This is a genomic window from Prauserella sediminis (assembly GCF_014195435.1).
Lineage (GTDB): Bacteria > Actinomycetota > Actinomycetes > Mycobacteriales > Pseudonocardiaceae > Prauserella > Prauserella salsuginis.
The window spans coordinates 977,239-991,044 of sequence record NZ_JACIBS010000001.1 but is presented as its reverse complement, the minus strand read 5'-3'; the positions used below and the strand labels follow the sequence as shown (position 1 = coordinate 991,044).

The window sequence follows — 13,806 nt, the reverse complement described above, 5'->3', positions numbered from 1 at the left end:
GCCGTGGGTCCTACCATCACTCGGTATGACGGAAGTGGCAGGAACGCCAGGTGCGGGCGGCCCGGAATCCCGGCAGACCGGTTCGGCCGGCGGTGCGGCCGCGGCCCCGAGCCTGTCGCTCGCGGCCGAGTTCGACACCCCCGACCACGAGACCTGGCAGCGGCTCGTCGCGGGCGTGCTCGGCAAGACCGGTGCGCTGCCCGAGGGCTTCGACGGCGCGCCGGAGAGCCTGCTGACCACCACGACCTACGACGGCATCGAGATCCAGCCGCTGTACACGGCGCGTGACGAAGCGCCGGACGCGGGCTTTCCCGGGCTGCCGTCGTTCGTGCGCGGCCGCCGCCCCGAGGGCAATGCGGCCGCCGGATGGGACGTCCGGTCCCGTCACGGACACGGCGACGCGGCCGCGGTCAACCGCGAACTGCTCGCAGACCTGGAGAATGGCGTCACCTCGGTGTGGCTGCGCGCGGGTCGCGGGGGCGTGCCCGTGGAGTCGCTGGCCGACGCGTTGCACGAGGTGCGGCTCGACCTGGCGCCGGTGACGCTCGACGCGGGCGCGGACTACGTGGCCGCGGCCGACGCGCTGCTGGCCGTCCACGCCGAACACGGGGTGCCCGACGCCGAAGTCGGAGGCACGCTCGGCGTCGACCCGATCGGCCTGCACGCGCGCACGGGCACCGCCCACGACCTGACGCCGGCCGCCCAGCTCGCCGCGCGCGTCGCGGCCCGGCACCCGCTGCTGCGCACCGTCGTCGCCGACGGGCTGCCGTTCCACGAGGCGGGCGGATCCGACGCCCAGGAACTCGGCGCGACGATCGCCGCGGGCGTCGCCTACCTGCGCGCGCTGGTCGACGGGGGCCTCGACGTCGAGGCGGCCGCCGCACAGCTGGAGTTCCGTCTCGCCGCGACGGCCGACCAGTTCCTGACGATCGCGAAGCTGCGCGCCGCCCGCAGGCTGTGGGCGCGGGTCGCCGAGGTGTCGGGCGTGACCGGTGCCGGCGCCGCCATGCGCCAGCACGCGGTCACCTCGCCCGCGATGGTCACCCGGCGTGATCCGTGGGTGAACATGCTGCGCACGACGATCGCCGGGTTCGCGGCGGGCGCGGGCGGGGCCGACGCCGTCACAGTGCTGCCGTTCGACGAGGCGCTGGGCAGGCCCGAGGAGCTGTCGCTGCGCATCGCGCGCAACACCCAGGCGATCCTGCTCGACGAGACCAGGCTGGCGGGCGTCGTGGACCCGGCGGGCGGGTCCTGGTACGTCGAGAAACTCACCGACGAACTGGCCCGGGCGGCGTGGCGCGAGTTCACCGCCATCGAACGGGCGGGCGGCGTCGTCGCGGAGCTGACCTCCGGTGCGCTCGCGGCGCGCCTCGCCGAAACTCGCGGCGCCCGGTCGGAGCGGATCGCGACGCGCAAGGACCCGATCACCGGCGTCAGCGAGTTCCCGCTCGCCGACGAGCAGCTCCTCGAACGCCGTCCCGCCGAACCGGACGGGCTCGACGGCGGCCTGCCGCGCCTGCGCTACGCGCAGGAGTTCGAGGCGCTGCGCGACCGCGCCGACGCTCACCTCGCCGCCACCGGCTCGCGGCCGGCGGTCTTCCTCGCCACGCTCGGCACGCTGGCCCAGCACACGGCGCGCGCCACGTTCACCGCGAACTTTCTGCAGGCCGGCGGCATCGAGCCCGTCAACCCCGGCGAGACCGGCTCCGCAGCCGACCTCGTCGCGAGGTTCCGCGAGAGCGGAGCCGCCGTGGCATGTCTGTGCGGCCCGGACACCGGCTACGCCGAGCAAGCCGCCGACGTCGTCGCGGCCCTGCGCGAGGCCGGTGCCACCGAGGTGTGGCTCGCGGGCAAGGCACCCGACGACGTGACCGTCGACGGCACCGTCCACTCCGGATGCAACGCGCTGGCGGCGCTCACCCGCGTCCTCGACACGCTCGGCGTCGACGGGCAGGGCAGCGGTGAGCGGGGCCGCGGTGAGCGGGGCCGTGACAGCCAGGGAGCCGACGAGCAGGGAGCCGCCCGATGAGCATCCCCGATTTCTCCGACGTCGACCTCGGCGCGCCCGCGGCCGGTGACCGCGAGCGCTGGGCCGAGGCGCTGCAGTCGGCCACCGGCAAGGGCGCGGACGCGCTCGAATGGGAAACGCCGGAGGGCATCGGCGTAAAACCGCTCTACACGGCGTCCGACCTGTCCGATGTGGACTTCCTGAACACGTATCCCGGTGCGGCGCCGTTCCTGCGGGGTCCGTACCCGACGATGTACGTGAACCAGCCGTGGACCGTGCGGCAGTACGCCGGTTTCTCCACGGCCGCCGAGTCGAACGCCTTCTACCGGCGCAACCTCGCGGCCGGCCAAAAAGGACTGTCGGTGGCGTTCGACCTCGCCACGCACCGCGGTTACGACTCCGACCACCCGCGTGTGGCCGGTGACGTCGGCATGGCGGGCGTGGCGATCGACTCGATCTACGACATGCGCCAGCTGTTCGACGGCATCCCGCTCGACAAGATGTCGGTGTCGATGACCATGAACGGCGCGGTGCTGCCGGTGATGGCGCTCTACATCGTGGCCGCCGAGGAGCAGGGCGTCGCGCCGGAGAAACTCGCGGGGACCATCCAGAACGACATCCTCAAAGAGTTCATGGTCCGCAACACCTACATCTATCCGCCGCAGCCGTCGATGCGGATCATCTCCGACATCTTCGCCTACACCTCGCAGCGGATGCCGAAGTTCAACTCGATCTCCATCTCCGGCTACCACATGCAGGAGGCCGGAGCGACCGCCGACCTCGAGCTGGCGTACACGCTGGCCGACGGCGTCGAGTACCTGCGCGCGGGAGAGGGCGCGGGCCTGGACATCGACGCGTTCGCGCCGCGGCTGTCGTTCTTCTGGGCCATCGGCATGAACTTCTTCATGGAGGTCGCCAAGCTCCGCGCGGCCCGGCTGCTGTGGGCCAAACTCGTCAAGCGGTTCGGTGCGCAGAATCCGAAGTCGCTGTCGCTGCGCACCCACTCGCAGACCTCCGGCTGGTCACTCACCGCGCAGGACGTCTACAACAACGTCGTGCGCACGTGCGTCGAGGCGATGGCCGCCACCCAGGGCCACACGCAGTCGCTGCACACCAACGCGCTCGACGAGGCGCTCGCACTGCCCACGGACTTCTCGGCGCGCATCGCCCGCAACACGCAGCTGGTGCTGCAGCAGGAATCCGGCACCACCCGCGTGATCGACCCGTGGGGCGGCAGCGCCTTCGTCGAGAAGCTCACCTACGACCTCGCCCGCCGCGCGTGGGCGCACATCGAGGAGGTCGAGGCGGCCGGCGGCATGGCCAAGGCGATCGATGCCGGCATCCCGAAGCTGCGCATCGAGGAGGCGGCCGCACGCACCCAGGCGCGCATCGACTCCGGCCGCCAGCCGGTCGTCGGCGTCAACAAGTACCGCCCCGAGGCCGACGAGCAGATCGACGTGCTCAAGGTCGACAACGCCGAGGTCCGCGCGCAGCAGCTCGAGAAGCTGGAGCGGCTGCGGGCCGAACGCGACTCCGGCGCTGTCGAGGAGACGCTGCGCAGGCTCACCGCGGCGGCGGAGGGGACGGGGAACCTGCTCGAACTCGCCGTCGACGCGGCCCGCGCCAAGGCCACCGTCGGCGAGATCTCCGAGGCACTCGAGAAGGCGTGGGGACGTCACGCCGGGCAGATTCGTACGATCTCGGGTGTGTACCGCGACGAGGTCGGCAAGACCGAGGGCGACGGCGGCATCGACACCGCACGGGAGCGGGTCGACGCCTTCGCCGAGCAGGAGGGGCGCCGCCCGCGCATCCTCGTGGCCAAGATGGGCCAGGACGGCCACGACCGCGGACAGAAGGTGATCGCCTCGGCGTTCGCGGACGTCGGGTTCGACGTCGACGTCGGCCCGCTGTTCTCCACGCCCGCCGAAGTGGCGGCCCAGGCGGTCGAGGCGGACGTGCACGTCGTCGGCGTCTCGTCGCTCGCGGCGGGGCACCTCTCGCTCGTGCCCGCGCTGCGGTCCGAGCTGGCCGCGCTCGACAGGGAGGACATCCTCGTCGTGTGCGGCGGGGTCATCCCGCCGCAGGACTACGACGAACTGCGCGCCGCGGGCGCCGCCGCGATCTTCGGTCCCGGCACCGTCATCGCCGACGCCGCGCTCGACCTGCTCGACCAGCTGGAGCAGGACGGATAGTGCCGCGCCGCAACGCCGTCGACGTCGCCGCGTACGCGAAAGGCGTGCGCGCCGGCGACCGCGGCATGCTGTCGCGGGCGATCACGCTCGTCGAATCGTCGAAACCCGAACACCGGCAGCAGGCACAGGAACTGCTCGTCGAGCTGCTGCCGCACGCAGGCGGTGCCCGGCGGATCGGCATCACCGGCGTCCCCGGCGCCGGCAAGTCGACCTTCATCGACCAGCTCGGCACGCAGCTGACCGAGGCGGGACATCGCATCGGCGTGCTCGCGGTGGACCCGTCGTCCACCCGGACCGGCGGGTCGATCCTCGGTGACAAGACCCGCATGGCACGGCTGGCCGTCGACCCGTCGGCGTTCATCCGCCCTTCGCCGACGTCCGGCACGCTCGGCGGCGTCGCCCGCGCCACCCGCGAGACGATCGCGCTGATGGAAGCGGCGGGCTACGACGTCGTGCTCGTCGAGACAGTCGGCGTCGGCCAGTCCGAGGTCACCGTCGCGGGCATGGTCGACTGCTTCCTGCTGCTCACCCTCGCCCGCACCGGGGACCAGCTGCAGGGCATCAAGAAGGGCGTGCTCGAACTCGCCGACGTCATCGCGGTCAACAAGGCCGACGGCGAACACGCCCACGACGCCCGCCGCGCCGCCCGCGAACTGTCCGGTGCGCTGCGCATGCTCTACGGCGCCGACGCGACCTGGACTCCGCCGGTGCTGACCTGCAGCGGCCTCACCGGTGAGGGACTCGACGAGGTGTGGGGCAAGATCGGCGAGCACCGCGCCGCGCTCGAAGCCACCGGTGAACTGGAGGCCAAGCGCACCCGCCAGCGCATCGACTGGACGTGGGCGATGGTGCGCGACCAGCTGCTCGACCGTCTCGCCGAGGACTCCGGCGTGCAGGAGGTCGCGGGCGAGGTCGAACGCGGTGTCCGCGACGGCACCCTGACCGCGACACTCGCCGCGGAACGGATCCTTGCCGCGTTCGGGTACGGCTTCGGCGACACACCGAGTGGGGGCTGACCACCCCGCGGATTCGGCGGCAGACTGACGGTGATGTGTGCCTGTCATGTGTCCGCTCCCGTGAGGTCCGCCGCGTCGTCGTCGCGTGCCGGCCGGACGGTCCCCGGCGTCGCGGTCCTTGCGGTGCTTGCCGTCGTGTCCGGTGGCGTGTGGTTCGGTGTGGCGGCCGCCGCCGCGCCCGCCGCGGCCGGTGCCGTTCCCGGTGCGGCTGCCGCTTCCGGTGCGCACGCCGGGGCCGTTTCCGCTTCGGGGACGGCTGCCGTGACGGAGGCGCCCACCGGCGGTTCCCCGTCCGCCGACGACGCGGTGGCCGATGTGCGGACTGCCGAGGTGGCAGGTGCTGACGTGGTGTCGGGTGCTGACGTGGTGTCGGGTGTCGACGTGGTGGGGTCCCCGCCGGCCGGCCTCCGCACGGCGGACGTCACAGCGATCGCGCAGGGAGGGGACTCCGGGCCGGAACTCGATCCGCAGACCGAGGCCGACCAGGAGAACGCGAAGAACAAGCTCGTCGTCGGTCTTGCGGCCGCCGCGCTGCTGGGCATCATCGTGTGGGGGCGCATCATCCGGCGTAAGCGCGCCAAGAAGGACGACTGAGCGCCTGCGATCCTGAGCAGGCCGAGGTACTGAGCAGGCCGAGGTACTGTGCGCTGGAGGTACTGCGTGCCGGGGTGCTGAGCGCCCGCGGTGCTTGCGTGCCGGAGTGCTGCGAGCGGGGCGGGTTCCGTGACGTCCGCGTGCCGGTTCACGTCGCGACGACAGCTCGCAGGGCTCGTCACAGGGTCGGGTGAGGCATCGCCGGGCGGTGCGTCTGCGCAGGTCGATGTGCATTCGGCGACGACCAGTGGTCACCCGTCGTGCGGTGGCCGGTAGCGGACGAAATTCGCATCGCCGCTCGCCGCAATCTGCCTACCGTCGGTCTCCCCGCTACGACATCCGGGTCTCGTGCTCACCTGTTCGGTGCAACACTGGAAACAGGATTCATGAGGTGACGTCCGCGCGCCGTGGACAGGGTTCGGCGTCGGCGGGCGTGCGCGGAGGTGTGCGGTGACCGTTCTCGACTCGCGACCCGAGGTGCCGGGTGACCCGGACGGCTCGTCGGACGCGGTGCTCACCGATTCCGGTGTGAGCATGGCGCCGGTGGCCGACCTCGGTGCGGGCAGAGGGCCGGAGTGGCTGGACGACTGGCTGGCCGGCCACGCGGGCGACGTGCTGGCCTGGCGCAGGCATATTCACACCAACCCGGAGCTGGCGCGGCGCGAATACGGTACGACGGAGCTGGTTGCGAGCCTGCTGGAGTCGGCGGGCCTCACGCCGCGGGTCATGTCGTCCGGGACGGGCCTGATCTGCGACATCGGCGACGGGCCGACGTGCGTGGCGCTGCGGGCCGACCTCGACGCGCTGCCCCTGACCGAGGCGAGCGGACTGCCGTTCGCCTCCACGATCGACGGCGCAGCCCACGCGTGCGGCCACGACCTCCACACCACGATCGTGCTGGCCGCGGGCCTGGCGCTGGCGCGTGTCGCCGACCGACTGCCCGGGCGGGTGCGGCTGATCTTCCAGCCCGCCGAGGAGGTCATGCCCGGTGGTGCCCTCGACGTCATCCGTGCGGGCCACCTCGACGGCGTCGACCGGATCTTCGGCCTGCACTGCGACCCGCGCGTGGAGGTCGGCAAGGTCGGGACCCGTATCGGGGCGCTGACGTCCGCGGCCGACCTCGTCGAGCTGCGGCTCACCTCGCCGGGTGGGCACACATCCCGTCCGCACCTGACGGCCGATCTCGTCCACGCGCTGGGCACGGTGATCACGTCGCTGCCGTCGGTGCTGTCGCGGCGCGTCGACCCGCGGTCCGGCACGGTGCTGGTGTGGGGCTCGGTGCACGCGGGTGAGGCCCCGAACGCCGTGCCCCAGGACGGCCTGCTGCGCGGCACGTTGCGCACCGCCGACGAGGACACCTGGAAACAGCTCGAATCGCTCGTCGAATCGTCGGTGGAGTCGCTCCTGGCGCCGCTGGGCGTCGGCTACGAGCTGAACTACCAGCGCGGGGTGCCGCCCGTCGTGAGCGGGCAGGACAGCACGGAGCTGCTGCGTGGCGGCGTCGAGGCCGCGCTCGGTGCGGATGCGCTGGTTGGGACGGAACAGTCGTCCGGCGGTGAGGATTTCGGCTGGTACCTGCAGCACGTGCCGGGTGCGTTCGCGCGGCTGGGCGTGTGGCCGGGCGAAGGGCCGAAACGGGACCTGCACCAGCCGACCTTCGAAGCCGACGAACGCGCCCTGCTCACCGGTACGCGAGTCCTGGTCAACACCGCCCTGGCGGCTTTCAAGTCCTGACCCCGGACCCGCGTGTCCTGCACCCAGCACCGCGTGTCCTGCGTCCAGCACCGCGTGTTCTGCACTCAGAACCGCCGGTTCTGCATTCGTGCACGCGCATGTGGATCTGAGTTATCCACAACAGGGCGAGTTATCCACAAATTGGGGATGAAGCCGTTTTCGGCATGATCGATACACCACGCTGACGGCATGACCGAATTGCCGAACAGTGTGCACGGCGCGTACCTCCGCGCCGAACTGCTGGCTGCGCTGGGGCGCTCAACCCTGCGCGTCGCCGTTGATGAGGGAACGCTCGTCAGAGCATCTCGTTCGGTTCTCGTGGAGGCCGACCGGGCTACCGGCTTCGCGACGAGGGCCGCCGCCTTCCAACTCGCGATCGGGCAGGACGCCGTGCTCACGGGGGAGAGCGCCCTGCGGATTCAAGGGTGTGACGCAGCAGAGGCTTCACCGGTGCATCTGGTGGTGCCGCACCACTGCAAAGCACGCAGTCGTCCCGGGCTGCTGCTGCACCGCGGCAATGTCGAGCCGGCGGACGTCGTCGACATCGATGGGCTGCGAGCGCTTGCACTGGACGCGGCGGTTGCCGAGGTGCTGCGGCGCAGTCGCCCACGCGCCGCGTTGGCCTGCGCTGACCAGGCTATGCGCCGGACCCCAGAGGCCGCGCGAGCGGAGTTCTACGCGGACATCGATACCCGTATCCATGTGAGCCCGGATGCGCGTGGCCGACGGCAGGCGCGGCGGCTGCTCCAGTTGACGACCGGTCTCGCCGAATCACCCGCCGAGAGTTCGATGCTGCTCACCGTGGTCGACGGCGGCTTTCCGGTGCCGCATCAGCAGTACTCGGTCACCGATCTCGCAGGCCGGGAGGTGTATCGGCTCGACTTCGCGTGGCCGGAACTCCTGGTCGCCCTCGAATACGACGGCCACGAAGCGCACGAAGGGAAACGCGAGCTCGACGCTGCGCGCGACGAGGACCTTCGACGTCGCGGATGGATGGTGGTGCGGGCACGTGCCGTCGACCTCGCGGAGCCGTCGCGGGTCCTGGCTCAGCTCACCCAGGTGTTCCGGAAACGTGGTTTCGATGTCGGAACGCAGAACACGCGGTGCTGAACGCAGAACACGCGATTTGTGGGGCTCGGCGGTGGGGTTACGGGCCGATGCCCTTGCAAGGGCGGGTGCGCAGGTCGGCCACGTAGTCGGCGGGGGCGCCGGCGGCCTCGGCGGCGTCGGCCAGCACGCCGAGATAGCGCGCCGACGGCAGGCCGCCCTCGTAGGCGTCCAGCACGTACAGCCACGCCAGCACCGATCCGTCCATGGTCTGAACCCGCAGGCGGATCTTGTTGTGCAGACCGAGCTCGTTGCCCTCCCAGCGGTCTAGCTGACCCTCGTCGAGCGATGTGACGTCGTAGAGCACGACGAACACCCTGGAGTCGGGGTCCTCCACGATCGTGGAGAGCGCACCTTCCCACAACAGGTCTTCGCCGCCGAACGTCAACCGCCAGCCTTCCAGCCAGCCCGTTCCCGCCATCGGCGAGTGCGGCGCTCGCTCGGCCATCTGGGAGGGTTCCATGTTGGACCCGTACGCGGCATAGAGAGGCACGGCGACAGCGTAACGGCCTCTCGGGAAGTCGAAACCCGGCCACGCCTAAAGTGGGACCGGACGGCGTGTGAGGAGGCACCAGACGTGACCAAGATCGTGATCATGGGCGGCGGACCTGCCGGGTACGAGGCCGCTCTCGTGGCGGCCCAGCACGGCGCGGACGTGACCGTCGTCGAGCGTGACGGTCTCGGTGGCGCCTGTGTGCTGTACGACTGCGTGCCGTCGAAGACGTTCATCGCCTCGTCGGGTGCCAGGGCGAGTCTGCACGGGTTCCGTGAGCTGGGCGTCAACGTCGACCTCGAGGACACCCGCGTGGACCTGTCCACCGTCCACGGCCGGGTCCGCGGGCTGGCGCTCGCGCAGTCGGCCGACATCCGTGCCCGCGTGCAGCGCGAGGGCGTGCGGGTGATCACCGGCGCCGCGCGGTTCTGCGACGACGAGCCGGGCCTGGCCACGCACAAGATCGCCGTCGAGGGCAGGGACGGCGACGAGGTGCTGGACGCCGACGTCGTGCTGATCGCCACCGGCGCCACCCCGCGGGTGCTGCCGGGCGCCGTTCCCGACGGGGAGCGCATCCTCGACTGGCGTCAGCTGTACGACCTGCCCGAGCTGCCGGAGCACCTCGCCGTCGTCGGGTCCGGTGTGACGGGTGCCGAGTTCGCCTCGGCCTACACCGAGATGGGCGTCAAGGTGACGGTCGTGTCCAGCCGTGACCGCGTGCTGCCGCACGAGGACGCCGACGCCGCGGCGGTGCTGGAGGAGGGCTTCTCCCGGCGCGGTACGTCCGTGGTCAAGCACGCGCGCGCCGACCGGGTGGAGCGCACCGAGAAGGGCGTGACGATCCAGCTGGCCGATGGGCGCACCATCGAGGCCAGCCATGCGCTGATGACGGTCGGTTCGGTGCCGAACACCGCTGACATCGGCCTCGACCGCGTCGGTATCGAGACGGCGCAGAACGGGTCGATCCCCGTCGACCGGGTGTCCCGCACCAGCGCGCCCGGCGTGTACGCCGCGGGTGACTGCACCGGGCTGCTGCCGTTGGCGTCGGTGGCGAGCATGCAGGGGCGCATCGCGATGTGGCACGCCCTCGGAGAGGGCGTCGCCCCGATCCGCCTGCGCACCGTCGCCGCGAACGTCTTCACCCACCCGGAGATCGCCACGGTCGGTATCGGCCAGCAGGCGATCGACTCCGGCGAGGTGCCCGCCCGGACGATCATGCTGCCGCTGTCGACCAACCCGCGCGCCAAGATGGAAGGTGTTCGGCACGGTTTCGTGAAGCTGTTCTGCCGCCCGGCCACGGGCGTGGTCGTCGGCGGTGTGGTCGTGGCGCCGACGGCGAGCGAGCTGATCCTGCCGATCGCGCTGGCCGTGCAGAACCAGCTCACGGTGGAGAACCTGGCGCTGACCTTCTCGGTCTACCCTTCGCTGTCCGGGTCGATCACCGAGGCGGGCCGGCAGCTGATGCAGCACGACGACCTGGACTGACGCGGATCGACGACGCTTGCCCGGCGGGTGCGCCGTGTCACACTGGACGCCAGGAGACGAAAGGGGCGGCCGTGACCTTCCGCGACACCGCCTGGCCCGAGGGCGCGCCTTGCTGGGTCGACATGATGGCCGACGACGTCGACGAGGCCACGCGGTTCTACGGCGACCTGCTGGGCTGGGAGTTCGTCGACACCGGCGAGGACTACGGGCACTACTCGATCGCGATGGTCGACGGCCGCGCCACGGCGGCGATCGGGCCGAAACCGCCGGGAGTGCAGGCACCGTCGGCGTGGAGTACCTACCTCGCGGTCGACGATGCGGATGCGGCTGCGGAGCGGATCACCGCGGCGGGCGGGAAGCTCATCCTGCCGCCGGGGGACGTCGGCGAGGCGGCGCGCACGGCGGTCGCCGTCGACCCTGCGGGTGCGGTGTTCGGCATCTGGCAGGCGGGTCGCACCACGGGCGTGCAGATCGCCAACGTGCCCGGTGCGCTCACCTGGAACGAGTGCGTCGTCCGCGACTATCCGGCGGCGAAGCGGTTCTACGCCGAGGTTTTCGGTTACGGCTTCGACGAGCCCTCTCACGGCGACTTCGAGTACGCCACGCTCCGCGTCGACGCCGGTGACGGCGCCGAGGCGGCCGAGGTCGGCGGCATCGGCACGTTGCCGGATATCGCGGTGGCCGACATTCCGCCACATTGGACGACGTATTTCGCGGTCACCGAGGTGGACGCGGTCGTGACGCGGCTGGTCGATCTCGGCGGCACCGTGCACGGCGGGCCGGTCGACTCACCGCGGGGCAGGCTCGCAGCGGTGGCCGACCCGGGCGGCGCCTACTTCCGGGTGATCGAAAGCTGACGCCGCCGGGCCGGTGCTGCTCACTCCACCCAGTCGAACGTCTTGGTGACCGCCTTCTTCCAGTTGCGGTACTCGCTTTCGCGGCGCGCCTCGTCCATGGCCGGCTGCCATTCCGTGTCCTTGGCCCAGTTCGAGCGGATGTCCTCTTCGGACTGCCAGAACCCGACGGCCAGGCCGGCCGCGTAGGCCGCGCCGAGGGCGGTCGTCTCGTTGACCTTCGGCCGGATCACCGAGACGCCGAGGATGTCGGCCTGGAACTGCATCAGCAGGTCGTTGACCACCATGCCGCCGTCGACCTTGAGCGTGCGCAGCGGCACGCCGGAGTCGGCGTTCATGGCGTCGATGACCTCGCGCGTCTGGAACGCCGTCGCCTCGAGCACCGCCCGTGCGAGGTGTCCCTTGTTGACGTAGCGGGTGAGGCCGACGATCGCGCCGCGGGCGTCCGAGCGCCAGTACGGTGCGAACAACCCCGAGAACGCGGGCACGAAGTAGGCGCCGCCGTTGTCGTCGACGGTGCGCGCGTAGCCCTCGATCTCGGCGGCCGAACCGATCATGCCGAGGTTGTCGCGGAGCCACTGCACCAGGGACCCGGTGACGGCGATGGAGCCTTCCAGCGCGTACACGGTGGCCTTCTCACCGATCTTGTAGCAGACCGTCGTGAGCAGGCCGTTCTCGGACAGCACCTTGTCGTTACCCGTGTTGAGCAGCACGAAGTTGCCGGTGCCGTAGGTGTTCTTGGCCTCGCCGGGCGAGAGGCAGGCCTGGCCGAACGTCGCCGCCTGCTGGTCGCCGAGGATGCCGGCGATCGGGACGCCGCCGAGCGCGCCCCGTTCCCGCACCGTGCCGTACACCTCGGACGAGGAGCGGATCTCCGGGAGCATCGACAGCGGGATGCCCATGTCGGCGGCGATGCCCTCGTCCCAGGACAGGGTGGACAGGTCCATCAGCATGGTGCGCGAGGCGTTGGTGGGGTCGGTGACGTGGATACCGCCGTCCACGCCGCCGGTGATGTTCCACAGCACCCACGTGTCCATGTTGCCGAACAGCAGGTCACCCGCCTCGGCACGAGCCCGCACGCCTTCGACGTTGTCGAGGATCCACTTGATCTTCGGGCCGGAGAAGTACGTCGCGAGCGGCAGGCCGGTCTTCTCGCGGTACCGCTCCTGGCCTCCGCCGAGCTCGCCGAGCTCGGTGATGATCCGGTCGGTGCGGGTGTCCTGCCAGACGATCGCGTTGTAGACCGGCTTGCCGGTGTGGCGGTCCCACACGACGGTCGTCTCGCGCTGGTTGGTGATGCCGACGCTGACCACGTCGGCGGCCGTGATGTCGGCGTTGGCCAGCGCGCCCGCGGCCGTTGCACGGGTGTTGGCCCAGATCTGTTCCGGGTCGTGTTCGACCCAGCCCGCCTGCGGGAAGATCTGCTCGTGCTCCCGCTGATCGACGGCCACGACGTTGCCGGCGTGGTCGAAGATCATCGTGCGGGTCGACGTCGTGCCCTGGTCGATGGCGGCGACAAAACGAGACACATTTGCTCCAAACTCAGCTCAGGCCGCTGACTGCGAGGTAGAGGAGGCCGGCAAGGCCGGCACCGATGAGCGGGCCGGCGATGGGAACCCAGGAATACCCCCACTGCGGGTTACCCTTGCCGCGGATCGGCAGCAGCGCGTACGCGATACGAGGTCCGAGGTCGCGTGCCGGGTTGATCGCGTAGCCCGTCGGGCCACCGAGCGAGGTACCGATCACCAACACCACGAACGCCACGCCCGCGTAGCCGAGCGCGGCGTTGCCGAACACGGGCTCGCCCTCGGCGTTGACGGTCGCCGCCGGGGTGAGCAGGATCCACGCCAGGAGGATGAACGTACCGATGATCTCGGTGACCGTGTTCCACAGCTTGTTGGGGATCGTCGGAATGGTGGAGAAGATGCCGAGCGTGTTCTCCGGTTCCGGGTGGTCGTCGAACTGCAGCTTGTAGGCCAGCCACGTCAGCGTCGCACCGATCACACCACCGACGAGCTGACCGGCCCAGTAGATCGGCACGTCCGCCCACGCCAGCTCTCCTGCGACGGCGAGCCCGAACGTCACCGCCGGGTTGATGTGGCCGCCCGACGGGTCGGCGATGCTCGCGCCCGCGAAGACCGCGAACCCCCAGCCGACCGTGACGAAGAGGAACCCCGCCCCGTTCCCGAGGGTCTTGCGCAGCATGTTGTTTGCTACGACGGCGGTACCCAGGAGGACGAGCACCGCGGTGCCCAGCATCTCCCAGACGAAAATAGCTCCGGCGTTCATAGGCTCTCAGCCCTCCACCTTGGACGTCGCAGCC

At 70.9% G+C, this 13,806-nt stretch carries 11 protein-coding genes; 8 read left to right on the top strand and 3 right to left on the bottom strand.

All coding sequences use genetic code 11. From position 1 onward, the window contains the following. Positions 1 to 25 precede the first annotated feature (25 nt). From FB384_RS04385 to FB384_RS04360, 6 genes are all read left to right on the top strand, one after another. Complete coding sequence (locus FB384_RS04385) at positions 26 to 2,029, top strand: methylmalonyl-CoA mutase family protein (protein WP_183779368.1); 2,004 nt, start codon at positions 26 to 28, stop codon at positions 2,027 to 2,029. Beyond that, the gene (scpA, locus tag FB384_RS04380; RefSeq protein WP_183779366.1) at positions 2,026 to 4,200 is read left to right on the top strand and encodes a methylmalonyl-CoA mutase; all 2,175 of its coding nucleotides are present in this window, start codon (positions 2,026 to 2,028) and stop codon (positions 4,198 to 4,200) included. The genes FB384_RS04385 and scpA overlap by 4 nt, the downstream gene beginning before the upstream one ends. Beyond that, the gene (gene meaB, locus FB384_RS04375) at positions 4,200 to 5,216 is read left to right on the top strand and encodes a methylmalonyl Co-A mutase-associated GTPase MeaB (protein WP_183779364.1); all 1,017 of its coding nucleotides are present in this window, start codon (positions 4,200 to 4,202) and stop codon (positions 5,214 to 5,216) included. Before scpA ends, meaB begins: the two co-directional genes overlap by 1 nt. A 60-nt stretch (positions 5,217 to 5,276) precedes the next feature. Then, the gene (locus tag FB384_RS04370; protein WP_183779362.1) at positions 5,277 to 5,810 is read left to right on the top strand and encodes a hypothetical protein; all 534 of its coding nucleotides are present in this window, start codon (positions 5,277 to 5,279) and stop codon (positions 5,808 to 5,810) included. Between the two features lie 450 nt (positions 5,811 to 6,260). After that, the gene (locus tag FB384_RS04365) at positions 6,261 to 7,544 is read left to right on the top strand and encodes a M20 family metallopeptidase (RefSeq protein WP_183779360.1); all 1,284 of its coding nucleotides are present in this window, start codon (positions 6,261 to 6,263) and stop codon (positions 7,542 to 7,544) included. A gap of 189 nt (positions 7,545 to 7,733) precedes the next feature. Beyond that, entirely contained in the window at positions 7,734 to 8,654 is a 921-nt protein-coding gene (locus tag FB384_RS04360) for an endonuclease domain-containing protein (protein ID WP_183779358.1), read from the top strand. 37 nt (positions 8,655 to 8,691) lie between these two features. On the opposite strand, the gene FB384_RS04355 is transcribed toward FB384_RS04360, so the two are convergent. Further along, positions 8,692 to 9,144: a gamma-glutamylcyclotransferase gene (locus FB384_RS04355; protein WP_183779356.1), complete on the bottom strand. Its 453-nt coding sequence runs from the start codon at positions 9,142 to 9,144 to the stop codon at positions 8,692 to 8,694. A gap of 84 nt (positions 9,145 to 9,228) precedes the next feature. Between FB384_RS04355 and FB384_RS04350 the strand changes: the two genes are divergently transcribed. Together FB384_RS04350 and FB384_RS04345 are read left to right on the top strand one after the other, a co-directional pair. Beyond that, complete coding sequence (locus FB384_RS04350; RefSeq protein WP_183779354.1) at positions 9,229 to 10,629, top strand: NAD(P)H-quinone dehydrogenase; 1,401 nt, start codon at positions 9,229 to 9,231, stop codon at positions 10,627 to 10,629. A gap of 71 nt (positions 10,630 to 10,700) precedes the next feature. Further along, entirely contained in the window at positions 10,701 to 11,486 is a 786-nt protein-coding gene (locus FB384_RS04345) for a VOC family protein (RefSeq protein WP_183779353.1), read from the top strand. A gap of 20 nt (positions 11,487 to 11,506) precedes the next feature. On the opposite strand, the gene glpK is transcribed toward FB384_RS04345, so the two are convergent. Further along, positions 11,507 to 13,012: a glycerol kinase GlpK gene (gene glpK / locus FB384_RS04340; protein WP_183779351.1), complete on the bottom strand. Its 1,506-nt coding sequence runs from the start codon at positions 13,010 to 13,012 to the stop codon at positions 11,507 to 11,509. Between the two features lie 13 nt (positions 13,013 to 13,025). Continuing rightward, a complete protein-coding gene (locus FB384_RS04335) occupies positions 13,026 to 13,772 on the bottom strand; it encodes an MIP/aquaporin family protein (RefSeq protein ID WP_183779349.1) in 747 nt (248 codons plus the stop codon). Positions 13,773 to 13,806 lie beyond the last annotated feature (34 nt).

Excerpts from the sequence above, each read along its gene's own strand:
- FB384_RS04385 (WP_183779368.1), top strand. The coding sequence starts at position 26 with ATGACGGAAGTGGCAGGAACGCCAGGTGCGGGCGGCCCGGAATCCCGG.
- scpA (WP_183779366.1), top strand. The coding sequence starts at position 2,026 with ATGAGCATCCCCGATTTCTCCGACGTCGACCTCGGCGCGCCCGCGGCC.
- FB384_RS04360 (WP_183779358.1), top strand. The coding sequence starts at position 7,734 with ATGACCGAATTGCCGAACAGTGTGCACGGCGCGTACCTCCGCGCCGAA.
- FB384_RS04335 (WP_183779349.1), bottom strand. The coding sequence starts at position 13,772 with ATGAACGCCGGAGCTATTTTCGTCTGGGAGATGCTGGGCACCGCGGTG.